The sequence below is a fragment of the Oerskovia sp. USHLN155 genome (genome assembly GCF_037145535.1).
Lineage (GTDB): Bacteria > Actinomycetota > Actinomycetes > Actinomycetales > Cellulomonadaceae > Oerskovia > Oerskovia rustica.
The window spans coordinates 295,609-310,092 of record NZ_JBBCXG010000004.1; the positions used below are offsets into that span (position 1 = coordinate 295,609).

The 14,484-nt window shown below is 72.2% G+C and carries 12 protein-coding genes; 5 read left to right on the plus strand and 7 right to left on the minus strand.

Features of this window, described 5'->3' with window-relative positions:
* The first annotated feature begins 118 nt into the window (after positions 1-118).
* The 3 genes from WFH32_RS07660 (at position 119) to WFH32_RS19295 (ending at position 3,562) form a co-directional block, all read left to right on the plus strand.
* A complete protein-coding gene (locus WFH32_RS07660; RefSeq protein WP_336706777.1) occupies positions 119-523 on the plus strand; it encodes a TOBE domain-containing protein in 405 nt (134 codons plus the stop codon).
* The gene (gene modA / locus WFH32_RS07665; protein ID WP_336706778.1) at positions 520-1,368 is read left to right on the plus strand and encodes a molybdate ABC transporter substrate-binding protein; all 849 of its coding nucleotides are present in this window, start codon (positions 520-522) and stop codon (positions 1,366-1,368) included. The genes WFH32_RS07660 and modA overlap by 4 nt, the downstream gene beginning before the upstream one ends.
* 82 nt (positions 1,369-1,450) lie before the next feature.
* Positions 1,451-3,562, plus strand: a complete 2,112-nt coding sequence (locus tag WFH32_RS19295; protein WP_442946317.1) for an ABC transporter permease — start codon at positions 1,451-1,453, stop codon at positions 3,560-3,562.
* Here WFH32_RS19295 and WFH32_RS07680 read toward each other — a convergent pair.
* The 5 genes from WFH32_RS07680 to WFH32_RS07700 all read right to left on the minus strand — a co-directional run bounded on the left by WFH32_RS07680 (position 3,547) and on the right by WFH32_RS07700 (position 9,537).
* Positions 3,547-4,797, minus strand: a complete 1,251-nt coding sequence (locus WFH32_RS07680; RefSeq protein WP_336706780.1) for an AGE family epimerase/isomerase — start codon at positions 4,795-4,797, stop codon at positions 3,547-3,549. The two genes, WFH32_RS19295 and WFH32_RS07680, sit on opposite strands and share 16 nt — an antisense overlap.
* 139 nt (positions 4,798-4,936) lie before the next feature.
* Positions 4,937-5,851, minus strand: a complete 915-nt coding sequence (locus tag WFH32_RS07685) for a carbohydrate ABC transporter permease (protein ID WP_191797741.1) — start codon at positions 5,849-5,851, stop codon at positions 4,937-4,939.
* Positions 5,848-6,753, minus strand: a complete 906-nt coding sequence (locus WFH32_RS07690; protein WP_191797742.1) for a carbohydrate ABC transporter permease — start codon at positions 6,751-6,753, stop codon at positions 5,848-5,850. Before WFH32_RS07690 ends, WFH32_RS07685 begins: the two co-directional genes overlap by 4 nt.
* A 198-nt stretch (positions 6,754-6,951) precedes the next feature.
* Positions 6,952-8,241, minus strand: a complete 1,290-nt coding sequence (locus tag WFH32_RS07695; protein ID WP_191797744.1) for an ABC transporter substrate-binding protein — start codon at positions 8,239-8,241, stop codon at positions 6,952-6,954.
* Positions 8,242-8,472: 231 nt separating this feature from the next.
* Positions 8,473-9,537, minus strand: a complete 1,065-nt coding sequence (locus tag WFH32_RS07700; RefSeq protein WP_191797746.1) for a LacI family DNA-binding transcriptional regulator — start codon at positions 9,535-9,537, stop codon at positions 8,473-8,475.
* 331 nt (positions 9,538-9,868) lie between these two features.
* Here WFH32_RS07700 and WFH32_RS07705 point away from each other — a divergent pair, with 331 nt between their 5' ends.
* The gene (locus WFH32_RS07705) at positions 9,869-11,449 is read left to right on the plus strand and encodes a GmrSD restriction endonuclease domain-containing protein (RefSeq protein ID WP_336706783.1); all 1,581 of its coding nucleotides are present in this window, start codon (positions 9,869-9,871) and stop codon (positions 11,447-11,449) included.
* Between the two features lie 87 nt (positions 11,450-11,536).
* The gene (locus WFH32_RS07710) at positions 11,537-12,271 is read left to right on the plus strand and encodes a type B chloramphenicol O-acetyltransferase (protein WP_336706785.1); all 735 of its coding nucleotides are present in this window, start codon (positions 11,537-11,539) and stop codon (positions 12,269-12,271) included.
* A 108-nt stretch (positions 12,272-12,379) separates the two neighbouring features.
* Here the strand turns inward: WFH32_RS07710 and WFH32_RS07715 are convergent, their stop codons facing one another.
* The gene (locus WFH32_RS07715) at positions 12,380-13,600 is read right to left on the minus strand and encodes a substrate-binding domain-containing protein (RefSeq protein ID WP_336706787.1); all 1,221 of its coding nucleotides are present in this window, start codon (positions 13,598-13,600) and stop codon (positions 12,380-12,382) included.
* Positions 13,601-13,822: 222 nt separating this feature from the next.
* Positions 13,823-14,449 (minus strand): TetR/AcrR family transcriptional regulator, encoded by a 627-nt coding sequence (locus tag WFH32_RS07720; RefSeq protein ID WP_191796541.1) that lies wholly within the window; start codon positions 14,447-14,449, stop codon positions 13,823-13,825.
* Positions 14,450-14,484 lie beyond the last annotated feature (35 nt).

A 14,484-nucleotide genomic window follows, 5' to 3' on the forward strand; every position in this document is an offset into this window, starting at 1 on the left:
CGCACCGCCCGAGCATGCCACGGTCCCACGTGAAAATGGGGCATATGGGCCAGAATCGGTGCTGAACAGTCACGCACACGGCCACGAGGCCCGCATCTGCGGGCCTATAGTCGTCCTCATGCCGCACTATCGGATCAAGGAAGCAGCCGACCTGCTCGGCGTCAGCGACGACACCGTGCGCCGGTGGGTCGACGCGGGAGACCTCGACGCGACCCTCGACGGCTCCGGCCGCAAGGTCCTGGACGGCGCGCAGCTCGCCGCGTGGGCCGTGCGCACCGCCCAGGCGGCACCCGACCCGTCCGGCGTCGCCCGCTCCGCGAGGAACCGGTTCGTCGGGATCGTGACTCACGTCGTGAGCGACACCGTCATGTCCCAGGTCGAGATGCTGTGCGGCGGACAGCGCGTCGTCTCGCTCATGAGCACCGAGGCCGTCCGCGAGCTCGGTCTCGAGCCGGGCAGCCTCGCCGTCGCCGTCGTCAAGGCCACCACCGTGATCGTCGAGACGCCAGGAGGCCTCGCGTGAACCGCACCACCCGCACCACCCGCACCGCCCGCTCCCCCCGCGCCACCGCACGCCCCGCCCGGCGCGCGCTCGCCGTGACGACCACGGCCCTGCTCACGGCCGCCCTCGCGGCGTGCGCGGCGCCGTCGGGCACGCAGGGCGCGAACGCGACCGGCTCGACCGCCCCCGTCGAGGAGCAGACCCTCACCGTGCTCGCGGCCGCGTCGCTGCGCGACGTCTTCGCCGACCTCGCCGAGGGCTTCGAGGCCGAGCACGACGGCGTGACCGTCGCGCTGTCGTTCGCGGGGTCGGCCGACCTCGCCGACCAGCTCCTCGCCGGGAGCCCGGGCGACGTGTTCGCCTCGGCCGACACCAAGAACATGGACCGCGTCGTCGAGGGTGGCGACGCCGCCGACCCCGTCGTCTTCGCGACCAACACCCTCACGGTCGTCGTGCCCGCCGGGAACCCCGGCGGTGTCACGTCGTTCGCGGACCTCTCGCGCGAGGACCTCAAGGTCGTCGTGTGCGCGGTCGAGGTGCCCTGCGGGTCCGCGACGGCCAAGGTCGAGGCCGCCGCCGGGACCACCGTCCACCGCGTGAGCGAGGAGGCGAGCGTGACCGACGTCCTCGCCAAGGTCACCGCCGGGGAGGCCGACGCCGGGCTCGTCTACGTCACCGACGCGACCCTCGCCGGGGACGACGTCGAGGTGGTCGACGTCCCCGAGACCAAGACCGTCGTGAACACCTATCCGATCGCCGTGACGTCCGGTGCCGCCGACGCCGCGCTCGCCCAGGAGTGGCTCGACCTCGTGACCGGACCCGTCGGCCAGGCCGCGCTCGCGAAGGCGGGCTTCGGGGCGCCGTGACGCCCGACGACGTGCGGCGCCCCGGGCGAGGACACTCGCCTCGCCCGGGCGACAGCCCTGCGATGACCGGGGAGGCCACCTGATGCGTGGCCTGCCGCGCTGGGTCCTGGCCCCCGCGATCCTCGGTGCACTGTTCGTCGTCGTGCCCGTGGTCGCGATGGTCGCGCGCCTCGACGTGTCCGGGGGGCTCGGCGGGATCTGGGACCTGCTCACCTCTCCGACCGCGTCCGACGCCCTGTGGCTCTCGGTGCGGACCTCGCTCGTCACGACCGTGTGCTGCGTGCTGCTCGGCGCACCCATGGCCCTGGTCCTCGCGCGGACCACGTTCCCCGGGCAGCGCGTGGCCCGGGCGCTCGTGCTGCTCCCCCTCGTCCTGCCACCCGTCGTGGGAGGCATCGCGCTGCTCCACACGTTCGGGCGACGCGGGCTGATCGGCCAGCACCTGTCCGTCCTGGGCATCGAGGTCGCCTTCACGACGACCGCGGTGGTCATGGCGCAGACCTTCGTCGCGCTGCCGTTCCTCGTCCTGAGCCTCGAAGGGTCGCTGCGGACGCACGACGCACGCTACGAGGAGGTCGCCGCGACGCTCGGCGCCTCCCCCTCGACCGTGCTGCGCCGCGTGACCCTGCCGCTCGTCCTGCCCGGGCTCGTGTCCGGGGCGGTGCTCGCGTTCGCACGGGCGCTCGGGGAGTTCGGCGCCACGATCACGTTCGCCGGCGCGCTCCAGGGGGTCACGCAGACCCTGCCGCTCGAGATATACCTCCAGCGCAGCGCCGATCCCGACGCCGCCGTCGCCCTGTCGCTCCTGCTCGTGGTCGTGGCCGTGATCGTCACGGCCGCCGTGCACGGCGGCCCGTTCGGGCGCGAGCCCTCCGCCGAGGGCGACCGGCAGCGGGCCGAGGGCGACGGGCTCCCCACCGAGGGTGACCGGATTCCGGCCGACGGTGACGGGTCGCGTCACCGTCGGCGGGTCGGCACGTCACCCTCGGCGGGCGAGCCCGTCACCTTCGGTGCGCCCCTGCGCGTCCGGGTCCGCCTCGCCGAGCGCGACGTCGACCTCGACCTCGCGGTCGAGCCCGGGCAGGTCGTCGCGGTCCTCGGCCCCAACGGCGCGGGCAAGTCGACGCTCCTCCAGGCCGTCACCGGCCTCCTCCCCCACCGCCCCCGGCCCCGGTCGGGAAGCCCCGACGAGCTCCACGTGTCGATCGACGACACCGTCCTCACCGACACCACCCGCGGGACCGCCGTCCCCCCACGACGGCGCAGGATCGGCTGGCTCACGCAACGTCCCCTGCTCTTCGCGCACCTCGACGCGGTCGACGACGTCGCGTTCGGGCTCCGCGCCCGCGGCACGACCCGGCCCGAGGCTCGCGCCACGGCCCGCGAGCGCCTCGCCGAGCTCGACGCGGAGCACCTCGCCGGGCGCCGACCGCACGAGCTGTCCGGGGGGCAGGCGCAGCGCGTCTCGATCGCGCGCGCCCTCGCGACCGACCCCCGTGTCCTGCTGCTCGACGAACCCCTCGCCTCGCTCGACGTCGGGGTCGCCCAGCAGGTGCGCCGCGCCCTGCACGACGCCCAGCGTGCGCACCCCCGCACGACCCTGCTCGTGACGCACGACCTGCTCGACGTTCTCCTCCTCGCCGACCGCGCGGTCGTCCTGGAGGGCGGCCGGGTCGTCGAGGACGGTCCTGCGCGCGAGGTCCTCACCCGTCCCCGCTCACGGTTCGCGGCCCGTCTCGCAGGCATCAACCTGCTCTCGGGCACCGCGACCGACGACGGCGGGCTGCGGCTCGGCGCCGGCGGCGACGCGGCGACCGGCACGAGCGGCGCGAACACCACGAGCACCCTCGCCGCCATGCAGGTCGTCGCAGGCGTCGTCGCCGACGGCGCGGGGATCGTCGTGGGCGACCCGGCGGTCGCGATGTTCGAGCCGCGGGCTGTCGCGATCCACCGTGAGGCGCCGTCGGGCAGCCCGCGGAACGCCTTCGCGGTGACGATCACGTCGCTCGAGCCACACGGGCAGCTCTTCCGCGCCTGGGGAGAGGTGACGGGACCTCGTGAGGTGCGCGACGCCGTCGGGCACCTCGCCGCGGACCTGACCCCGCGGTCCGTCGCGGACCTGCGCCTGGCGCCGGGCGAGCGCGTCTGGTTCGCCGTCAAGGCGGCCGAGGTACAGGTCTACTCCACGCGTTGAGCGCGCCAGGCGCGGACCGACTCCGCGAGGCTCCCCGTGACCGGCACGTCCGCGAGGAGGAGCGCCTGCCCTGCGTGGTAGACGTCGGGCTTGCCGACCCAGACGACCGCCGACGGGTGGTTGAGGGCGTCGAGCTCGTGGTGCCACGAGCCGCGCTCGACGTCGACGAGGGCGGTCCGCGCGTACGCCCACCAGTCACGGGCGAGCCGTGCGTACCGCTCCTCGCCCGTGACCCGGGCGAAGACCTCGGCGGCCGCGATCGCCTCGGCCGCGACCCAGTGGAACCTGCGCTGTTCGACGGGTCGCCCGTACCAGTCGACGGTGTAGACGAACCCGCCCCCGTCGGGGTCCCATCCGTCGGCCGCGGCGCGGTCGAACAGCCGGCGGGCGGCGTCGAGGCGCGCGCCCGGCGCGGCGACGACCTCGTCGGACGCCCCGGGATCCTGCGCCGCGTCGAGCTGCAGGAGCAGGCGCGACCACTCGAACCCGTGCCCGGGCGTCGACCCGTAGGGCTTGAACTGGTCGGTCGGGTGGTCGACGTTGAGCTCGGGCTGTGGCCGCCACGAGGCGTCGAAGTGCTCGACCACGCGCCAGTCCCGCTCGGAGGCCCAGCCGACGACCCGGTCCGCGATCGCGCTCGCGCGCTCGAGCCACAGGGGGTCGCCCGTCGCCGAGTGCGCGGCGAGCAGCGCCTCGACGCCGTGCATGTTGGCGTTCGCCCCACGGTAGGGCGCGCACGTGGTCCAGGCGCGGTCCCACTCGTCCCGCAGCATGTCCTGGTCCGCCTCCCAGAACTCCTGGTCGAGGATGCGCAGCGCGTCGTCGAGCAGCCCGCGCGCCCCGGGCCGTCCCGCGACCACGGCGCTCGACGCGGCGAGGACGACGAACGCGTGCGCGTAGGCGCTCTTGGTGTCGTCGACCGCGTCGCCCGGCCCGCGCGACGCGAACCAGCCGCCGTCCACGGGGTCGGCGAGGTAGCTGCGCAGCCCGTCGAGGGCCAGGTCGGCGAGCGCGTCCGCCCCGGGCACCCCGAGCAGGGTCCCGAGCGCGTACATGTGGGCCGTGCGCGCGGTGATCCACGTGTGCACGGGTTGGTGCGCGCCGGGGACACCGTCGTCGTCGAGCCACCGCGCCCCGCCGTCGGGCCCGAGCGACGCCTGCGCGAAGGCGAGCAGCCTGCGCAGCTCGTCGTGGCGCCACGCGGCCCCGCCCGTCGTGCGTGCCGGCTCGTCCATGACCGTCATCGTTCCCCGTTCGTCGTCCTCGTCAGTGATCTTCCCCGGGCGGGCGCTCCTGCGTCGAACGCCCGACGGCGGAGCGCCCGTCCCGACGTCGTGCCCGGCCAGGTCGGCCCGCCCCGTGGGAGCGGCCGCCTCACCCCTTGACCGACCCGGACATGAGCCCGCCCATGAAGTACTTGCCGAGCAGGATGTAGACCAGGAGGGTCGGGAGCGACGCGAAGAGCGCCCCTGCCATCGACACGCCGTAGTTCTGCAGCAGCGCCCCGTTCGCGAGGTTGTTGAGCGCGAGCGTGACCGGGCCGTTCTGGCTCGAGGAGAAGAACACCGCGAAGAGGAAGTCGTTCCACGCGGACGTGAACTGCCAGATCAGCACGACCACGAAGCTCGGGATCGACAGCGGCAGGACGATCGCCCAGTACGTGCGCAGCATGCCCGCCCCGTCGACGCGCGCGGCCTCGATGAGCTCGTTCGGGACGGTCTGGTAGTAGTTGCGGAAGATCAGCGTCGTGATCGGCAGGCCGTAGATCACGTGCAGCACGATCAGGGTCGGTATGCCGCTCGGCAGGTCGAGGCTCAGGACGAGCTGGTTGAGCGGGATGATCACCGCCTGGTAGGGGATGAACATGCCGAAGAGGATGAGCGTGAAGACGAGGTTCGCTCCCCGGAACCGCCAGCGCGAGAGCACGAACCCGTTGAGCGATCCCAGGAACGCCGAGATGAGCGCGGCGGGGACCACCATCTGGAGCGTGCGCAGGATCGCGGGTGACAGCGCGGTCCACGCAGCCTGCCAGTTCTCCGTGGTCCACACCTGCGGCAGGTTCCATGCGCGGGTCGGGGCCGCGTCGCCCGGTCCCTTGAAGCTCGTGACGAGCAGGACGTAGACGGGCACGAGCACGACGAGCACGAACAGGATCAGGAGCGCGTAGCGCAGCGTGCGGGCCACGGAGAACCGCTCGACCGGCTTCTTGCGCCGACGCGAGCCGGCGGCACCGGACCCCGAGCCCGATCCCGGGGCGGTCGCCTCGACGGGGGTGGTGACCGTGGTCATCGGATCTTCTCCTTGCGGTTCAGGGAGATCAGGTAGGGCACGATCACGAGGGCGACGATGATGAGCAGGATCGCGCCCACCGCAGCCGCGTTCGCGTAGTCGAAGCTCGACTTGAAGACGTACATGTCGACCGCCGGGACCTTGGTCTGGTAGTTCGACGGCTTGGAGATCGACATGATGAGGTCGAACGCCTTGAGCGACATGTGCCCCACGATGATGAGCGCGGACAGCGCGATCGGCGTGAGCTGCGGGAAGAGCACGTAGCGGTACAGCTTCCACTCGCTCGCGCCGTCGATGCGGGCCGCCTCGCGCAGCTCCTCCGGGATGCCCCGGAACCCTGCGAGGAAGAGCGCCATGACGTAGCCGGAGAGCTGCCAGATCGCGGGGATCGCGATGGCCGCGATGCCGAACGTGACGTTGTTCCACCAGTTGTTCTGGAGCGCGTCGAGCCCGATCATCTGGAACAGCCGGTTGAGGCCGCTCGCCTTCTCGTCCTGGTTCGAGTTGAGGAGCCAGCGCCACACGACGCCCGAGGCGATGAACGAGACCGCCATGGGGAACAGGTAGACGGCGCGGAAGAAGCCCTCGCCCTTGACCGGCTTGTCGAGGAGCCAGGCCCAGACGAACCCGATGACCATGGTGCCCACCAGGAAGACCACGGTGTAGATCAGGAGGTTCAGCAGCGAGTGCTGGAACTCCGGGCTCGCGAGCAGGTCGAGGTAGTTCTGGAAGCCGACCCGGGACACGGGCGCCTGCCCCGTGGACTGTGCGGCCTTGTGCATGTCGGTGGTCGAGGTCGAGAAGTTGATCGCGATGAGGCCGTAGACGAACACCCCCACCAGGATCAGGGACGGGGCGACGAGGAGCAGTGGCGGCCCCCAGCGTCGGGCGGAGTGGATCACCGGTGATCCTCCAAGGGTGCGGGCACGGTCCGGGGCGCACGCCGCGCACGTGGGTGCGGGGGCGCCCGCCGACCGGTGCGGCGGGGAACGAGACGGTGCGGCGGGGCGCCGCGGGTGCGTGACGTGACCGGGCGGCGCCCGGGGGGGGGGGGGGGGGGGGGGGGCCCCCCCCCCCCCGCGACGGATACCGCCAGCGCCCTACTCGGCGGCGGCGGCGGCCAGGTCGGCCTGGTACTGCGCCAGGTCGGAGGCGCCGGAGGTGAACTTGCTCGTCGCGTCCGAGATGGCGTTGAGCACGGCGACCGAGGCGGCCGCACCGTGGGCGAGCGACGGCACGATCGTGTCGTCCGCGAACGAGGTGATGGCGGTCTGCTGGTACTCGGAGAAGTCAGCAGGGTCCGCATCGGTGCGGGCCGGGATGGAGCCCTTGGCCTTGTTGAACGCCGTCTGGCCCTCGAGGCTCGAGACCGTCTCGATCCAGGCCTTGGCGCCGTCGGCGTTCTTGGCGCCCACGGGGAGCGTGAACGAGTCGGCGAGGAATCCGAACATGCCGTCCGTCCCGGGGACCGGGAAGTAGGTGAAGTCGGTGCCGGCCGTCTTGCCTGCCTCCTCGAACGCTGCCACGGCCCAGTCGCCCATGACGTTGAACGCGGCGTCGCCGTCCATGACGAGCTGGGTGGCCTCGGGCCAGTCCAGGCCGTCGCGGTCGGTGTTGGTGTAGCTCATGAGCTTCTGGAAGTCCTCGAGAGCGGCCGTGACCTCGGGGCTCTCCCAGTCGGTCGTGCCGTCCCACAGTCCGTTGTAGGCCTCGGCGCCGAGATCGGCCATGAGGACCGTCTCGAGCAGGTTGACCTGGGTCCAGGTCTGGCCGACCGAGAGGGCGGTCTTGCCCGTGGCCTGGACCGCGTCGAGGGCGGCGAACCAGTCGTCGAGGGTCGCGTACGTCGCTGCGGGGTCGAGGCCCGCCTCGGTCAGGACCGCGGGGTTTGCCCAGACCATGTTCGAGCGGTGGATGTTGGACGGCATCGAGTAGATCTTGCCGTCGACCGTCAGGAGGTCGATGAGGTCCTGCGGGAAGACGTCCGTGACCCCGAACTCGTCGTACAGGTCGGAGATGTCCTCGATCTGGGCGGCGTCGATGTAGTCGGTGAGCTCGGCCCCCGCGTGAGCCTGGAAGGTGTCCGGCGGGTCGTTGGCCTGGAGCCGGGTCTGGAGCAGGTCCTTGGCGGCCGATCCGGCGCCGCCGGCCACCGCGCCGTTCACGAAGGTGTAGTCGGGGTGCTGCTCGTCAAACACCGAGACGAGGGCGTCGAGGCCGGCCTTCTCGGAGCCGGCGGCCCACCAGGTGAAGACCTCGACGTCGCCGCCCGCAGCATCACCCGAGCCGCCCGAGGTGGAATCGCTACCAGAGTCGCCGCTGCAAGCCGCGAGGGCCAGGAGGGCTGCGGTGCCCACCAGTGCCCCGGCGACGCGTAATCCGTTACGCATGGGGTCCTACTTTCGTCGTTGACAGCGCTGTCAGGAACAGGTCGAACGTAAGACCGCGCACCGGGGTCTGTCAAAGAGGTGCGCCGAATCGTTACCTCGGGGAGACCTGGGCGGGGTTCGAAGAGGACGACGACGACAAAGCGACCGACCCGGCAGGACCGGGCGCCCAGGGTGTACCGGCCGCCGCGCACGCCGAACGTCTCGCCGGACGTGTCGCACCGCGCCGTCAGGTCACCGGCCTGCCGGGACCTCCACCGCAGCCAGGCGCGGCGCGATCTCCCCGGAGCCCCGGGGGATCAGCACGGTCGGGACGACGCGCAGCCGGGGGGCACCCCCGGGCGACTCGATGCGGTCGACCGCGAGCCGCGCGGCCTCCTGGCCCATCACGGAGATCTCGTACCCGACGACGGTCACGTCGAGGACGTCCGCGAGCTCGAAGTCGTCGAACCCGACGAGGGCTACGTCGCGCCGCGTGCCGTGACCGGTGCGCAGCGCCCGGAGCGCGCCCTGGGTGATCTTGTTGTTGGCCGTGAGGATCGCGGTGGGCGGCTCGTCGAGCGCGAGGAGCCCCTCGACCGCCTCGCGGGCCGTCGCGGCGTCGTGCAGCCCGTCGCGCACGTAGCGCTCGGGGTCCTCGATCCCGGCGTCGCGCAGCGCGGCGACGAAGCCCTCGTGCCGTTCGCGGAACGTCCACAGGCGGGACAGGTCGCCGGCGAGCGCGATCCGGCGGTGCCCCTGTGCGAGCAGGTGCCGGGTCGCGGCCGCGGCGCCGACGCGGTTGTCGAGCACGACGGTGTCGGCCTCGATCCCGCTCGGCGGGCGGTCGAGGAACACGACGGGCACGCCGGTCGCGAGCTCGGCGTGCAGGTACGAGTGGTCGGCGGCCGTGGGGGCGATGAACAGGGCGGCGACGCGTCGTTCGATCAGCGCGTCGATGAGCTCGCGCTCCTGGTCCGCGTCCTCGTCGGAGCTCGTGGTGATGAGCTGGAGACCGTGCTTGCGCAGCTCACGCTCGATCCCGCCGGCGAGGTCCGAGTAGAAGGGGTTCGCGATGTCCCCGGTCACGAACCCCACGAGCCGGGAACCGCCTCCGCGTGCGAGGTCCGCCGCGACGGCGTTGCGTCGGAACCCGAGCGCGTCGGCGGCCGCCCGCACCTTGAGCCGGGTCGCCTCGGCGACGCTGGGTTCGTTGTTGAGCACGCGGGACGCCGTCTTGAGGCTGACTCCCGCGGCCTCGGCCACCGCGGCGAGGGTCGGGCGACCTCCGCCGCGTGCGGTGCGGCCTCCTGCGGCCATGTGCACCCACCCCCGCACGGTTCGACTGGCGGGGATTCTTCCACACCCCCGGCTGGCTCCGCCCCGACGTGTCACGCCCGACGCGGTTCGGGCGGCCAGGACCGTCCGGCGTTTCCTGGGGCGAGTAGACCGTGAATCTGACAGCGCTGTCAAGAGCAACGCGCGCCCACCCCTCGCCGTCCCTCCGTGAGACCGCGCCCACGCCCCGCGCCAGGGGCACGCCGGACCGATTCGTGACCACCCGACGCTCTCCGCTAGCCTTCGATCGCCCTGTCGGTCCAGGACGCCGCCGGCGGGTTGCACGCAGGCGACCAGAGCAGCAGGAGGCGTCATGGGTCGCACCGCTCCGGGGTGGTACCCCGACCCCTCCGCAGCCGGTACGGAACGCTGGTTCGACGGCGACCGCTGGTCACAGCACACCCGCCCCACGGTCCTGCCCACCAGCACGCAGCGCCTCCCCCTCGGCGTCGGGACGCTCGGCGGCGACGCCCCCCGCCCGACGAGCCCGTCGGGCGAGCACACCTCCGGCATGCCGTTCGCCGAGGTCCGCCCGGCGGTCGACGAGCAGCCCGCGTCGTTCGCGCCTGCCTCGACCGTGCGGTCGCTACCTCCGATCCCGCCCCCGCCGGGACCGGTCGCGCAGCCCGCTCCACCCGCAGGCCCGACGACGTCGCGCGCCTCGGCTCGTCGGGACAGCCTGACCCGCCAGGGCACCTCGGCGCGTCGGCCGGCTTCCCGGCAAGGGCTCCTGTCCGGGCCCGCACTCTGGGCGGGCTGCGCCGTGCTCGCCGTGGCCCTCGCCGGGAGCGGGGTGGCCCTCGCGCAGAAGGGTGGCTCGGACAGGCCGCCGGCTCCCGTGACCTCCAAGGCGACGAACGCCCCGCCACCCGTCGAGGAGCCCGCAGAGGACCGGACCCCGGACTACCTCGAGGTGGCCAACTCGGCCGTCCTCGAGGTGCAGGCGCTCGACGTCGACGCGGTCGTGGCAGCAGCTCCCTCCCAGTCGGCGCTCGCGACGGTCGCGCTGCTCGAGGTCGGCGACCGGGACGTCTCCGCCGCGTTCTCGGTCGAGGCCTTCGGGGCGCGTTTCGCCGACACCGACGGCAACGGGTGCGACACCCGCAACGACGCGCTCGCCAGGTCGTTGTCCGGGGCGTCGTTCAAACCCGGGACGGACGACTGCGTCGTCCTGACGGGCCTGCTCGCCGATCCGTACAGCGGCACCGAGATCGCCTTCGAGCGCGGCCCGCTGTCCTCGGAGAAGGTCCAGGTGGACCACGTGGTCGCCCTGACCGACGCGTGGCACAAGGGCGCGCGAGCGTGGGACGCGGCGCGACGTGAGGCCTTCGCGAACGACCCGCTCAACGTCCTCGTCGTCGACGGCGCCCTCAACCAGCAGAAGGGCGACGGGGACGCCTCGGCCTGGCTCCCCCCGAACGAGGCGTTCCGCTGCGCGTACGTCGCACGCCAGGTGGGCGTCAAGTACACCTACGGGCTGCGCGTGACCAGCACCGAGAAGGCGGCCCTCGTCGCCGTCCTCTCGACGTGCCCGGGTGAGCCGCTACCGACCGGCAGCACCCTCCCTCCGCCCCGCGACCCCGTCGTCCCCCCGGTCGAGAAGCCCCGGCCGCGCCCCACGCAGACCCCGGCACCCGAGGCGCCCCCGGCTGCCGAACCACCGCCCGCCCCGGCACCCTCGACTCCCACCCCTACCCCGACGCCCACCCCCAGCAGGACCCCGGTCCCCGAGAACTGCAAGGTCAAGGGTCTCTACGTGCGCGAGATCGACGGCGCGACCAACGTCTACTACGTGCGGGGCGAGGAGTGGAACTTCCGGGACGTCACGGCCGACGTGTGCTTCGAGAGCCGCAAGGACGCGGAGGCGGCCGGCTTCAAGCGGGCGTGGTGGTAGGGCGCCCGACGCGCTCTCCGCCGTCGGGCCGAACCGGGCAGTCCCAATTCCCTTGCACGCGGCAACCGGCTCCGGTGCACTGGCCCGATGGACCCCACCGCACGAGACCTCTTCCCCGACTTCACCGTGGTCGAACGCCTCGACACCTCACGTGAGGTCCTGGACCATGCGGGCATCGTCCTGGCCCAGGGACGGCACTCCTGGTACAGCGGCCACTATCACCGCGAGAGCTTCGCGGGGCGAGCCCGCTACCTGTTCGCCGACTCCCCCACCTACCGAGGTGTCCCGACGGACAAGCTCGTGATCGGCAACTTCTGCCAGTTCGCATCCGGGACCACGTTCCTGCTGGGCGGCAACCAGGGCCACGACATGGACGCCGTCACGCCGTACGGGTTCAACTTCGTCGACGGTGCGTCCGACGCGTGGAGGCCCGTCGGAGACACGGTCGTCGGGCACGAGGTCTGGTGCGGGTACGAGTCGACGATCCTGGGCGGTGTGCACATCGGGGTCGGCGCGATCATCGGGGCGCGCGCCGTCGTCGCGAAGGACGTGGCACCGTTCTCGGTGGTGGTGGGCGAAGGGCGCGTGGTGCGTCACCGGTTCGACCCGCTGCGGCGCAAGCTGTTGTGGCGCGCCCGGTGGTGGACCTGGGACGACGAGCACGTCCGCGAGGCGCTGCCGCTCCTGCAGGGCGGGGACGTCGAGGCGCTCGCCAGGTCGGTGGGCATCACGCCCGACGACGTCGCGCACGACCCGGACCCGGCCCACCTCACGGGCCCGCGGGCCGCGCTACCGCCCGAGCACGGCAGCGCCGCGAGCTGAGACCCGCCGCCACCAGGCGGCAGGCACGAGCCGCCCCGCCCCTGCGACGTCGGTCGAGGGACGGGGCGGTCGGTGTGTTCCGTCGGTCGGTGATCGTCCGACCGAGGGTCAGCGGTCGGCCCAGGCCTCCGGGTAGCCGGGCAGGTCCTCGCCGCCGAACTTGGCGTAGTGCAGCGAGGGCATGTCCTTGTTGGCCTCGAGGTACGTGTCGAGGTCGTCCTCGGTGATGGGCGACTGGGGCAGGACCCACTCGGCCGGGACCTGCTCGCCGTTCCAGATCTTCTGGGCCGCGAGCACGGGTGTGCGCCACTGGAACGTCGAGTAGACCGTCCCGAGCGCCGTCATGTCCGTCTCCTGCCACTTGCGCAAGAAGCTCAGCTCGTCCTCGCCCATGAAGACCGGGTAGGGCTTGCCGGCGTCCTCGAACGCCTCGACCGCCGCGACCGCGCCGTCACCGGCGTCCATCCAGATGCCGTCCACGTCACCGCGCTGCAGGTACTGCGTCACGATGTCCTTGATCTTCGCGCCGTCACCACCGGTGAACTCCTGGCCCACGACCTCGAGCTCGCTCTCGGAGAAGATCTTGTCGGCCGCGGCCCAGCGGTTCTCCAGCACGTCGACTCCCGGGAGCACTCGGAGCGCGAGCACCTTCGAGCCGGGCTCGAGGTTGTCCACGAGGAACTCGGCGCCGTCGGCTCCGTAGGCGTAGCCGCCGATCGGGTGGATGTACGTCACCATGCAGTCCGTGTTGACGCCACGGTCGAACACGATGACGGGCTTGCCCGACGCGCACGCCGCCTCGACCGCCGGGGTCAGGGTCGCGGTGGTCGACGGCGAGATGATGATCGCGTCGCAGTCACCGGCCTCGACGAACGCCTGGATGTCGGTGATCTGCTTGTTGTCGTCGTCCGCGGCGTCCGAGACGCGGAACTCCGAGATGTCGCCCGAGGCCTTGAGGACCTCGACCTGCTGCTGCATCGTGATGAACGCCGTCACGCGCCACGGGTTGGACAGCGAGGCGTTGGAGAAGCACAGCTTCTTGCCGCCCTCCTTGGCGTACTGCGCGGTGTCCACGTACTCGGGGTCGATCGCCTGCAGCCACGGCTGGTCCGTGGGGCCCTCGGGCACCGCTGTGCGCTGGGCGAGCTGGCGGTCGTAGTCGGCCTGCACGAACCACTGGCTGTTCGCGCCCGACTCGTTCGACTCCTCCCCCGCCTCGGTCGCGGTCTCACCCCCGGCGGGGGCCTCGGGCACGTCGGTGCTGCACGCAGCGGTGAACAGCAGTGCCGCGGTCGCGGCCCCTGCCAAGAGAACTCGGGAAGTACGCATTTCCTGCTCCTGATGATCGAGACGTCGTCGTCTGACGGATGCGCTGGACGATGGTGCTGGACGGGTGCTGACTGCAGCGGCAGGCCGCCCGGCAGGAAGCGGGCATGCCGCGGCGAACGGAGTGTTCGCGGGTGTTCTTCGATCTCCCGGTCGACGGGCTCGGCACCGAGGCCGTCCGGGAGAGGCGTGCAGGTCCTGTCGCCAGCACCTGCGGGCTTCGCGCTAGACCGTCGAGGCCCTCGCGGGACGCCCCGGGACGGGCGCCCCGAGGAGCGACAGGAGCTGAGCCCTGATCCGGAGCTCGCTCTCCGGCGCGCAGGACTGCGGCCGGAACAACGAGATCTGCTTGGTGCCCTCCATCGCGGAGAACATCACGCTGACCGCGCCGTCCACGTCGTCGCACTCGAGCTCCCCGGCCCCGACCGCCCGGTGGGTCAGGCCAAGGAAGTACCGCTCCGCCTCGTCCAGGAAGCCGGCCCAGCTCGCCCGGACGTCCTGGTCGTAGAGCGCCTGCGCGACGATCTCCATCGTGAAGACCCGGTTCGCGTCGTCCAGCAGACAGCTGCGGACCGAGTACTCCACGGCGGCCTCGACCTTGGCGTACGCACTCGTCGCCTGCCCGGTCGCGGCGGCCATCGCTTCACGCCACTGGCGGTAGTAGACACCGCACGCGGCCAGCACGACCTCCTTCTTCGAGGAGTAGTGCCAGTACAGGCTGCCCTTCGTCACCCCGGCGCCCGCCGCGATCGCGTCCATGTTGACCCCGGCGATGCCTCGCGTCGAGAACAGCGTGAACGCTGCGAGCGCGAGCTCGTCGGGCTTGGCAACAGTGGGCGAGGACGTCGGCATGACGCCACCCTACCTCCTTCCATACTGGCTGGTAC

Coding starts and splice junctions, on each gene's coding strand:
- WFH32_RS07715 (WP_336706787.1), bottom strand. CDS start 13,600: ATGCGTACTTCCCGAGTTCTCTTGGCAGGGGCCGCGACCGCGGCACTG.
- WFH32_RS07680 (WP_336706780.1), bottom strand. CDS start 4,797: ATGGACGAGCCGGCACGCACGACGGGCGGGGCCGCGTGGCGCCACGAC.
- WFH32_RS07685 (WP_191797741.1), bottom strand. CDS start 5,851: ATGACCACGGTCACCACCCCCGTCGAGGCGACCGCCCCGGGATCGGGC.
- WFH32_RS07700 (WP_191797746.1), bottom strand. CDS start 9,537: ATGGCCGCAGGAGGCCGCACCGCACGCGGCGGAGGTCGCCCGACCCTC.
- WFH32_RS07695 (WP_191797744.1), bottom strand. CDS start 8,241: ATGCGTAACGGATTACGCGTCGCCGGGGCACTGGTGGGCACCGCAGCC.
- WFH32_RS07710 (WP_336706785.1), top strand. CDS start 11,537: ATGGACCCCACCGCACGAGACCTCTTCCCCGACTTCACCGTGGTCGAA.
- WFH32_RS19295 (WP_442946317.1), top strand. CDS start 1,451: ATGCGTGGCCTGCCGCGCTGGGTCCTGGCCCCCGCGATCCTCGGTGCA.
- WFH32_RS07705 (WP_336706783.1), top strand. CDS start 9,869: ATGGGTCGCACCGCTCCGGGGTGGTACCCCGACCCCTCCGCAGCCGGT.
- WFH32_RS07720 (WP_191796541.1), bottom strand. CDS start 14,449: ATGCCGACGTCCTCGCCCACTGTTGCCAAGCCCGACGAGCTCGCGCTC.
- WFH32_RS07660 (WP_336706777.1), top strand. CDS start 119: ATGCCGCACTATCGGATCAAGGAAGCAGCCGACCTGCTCGGCGTCAGC.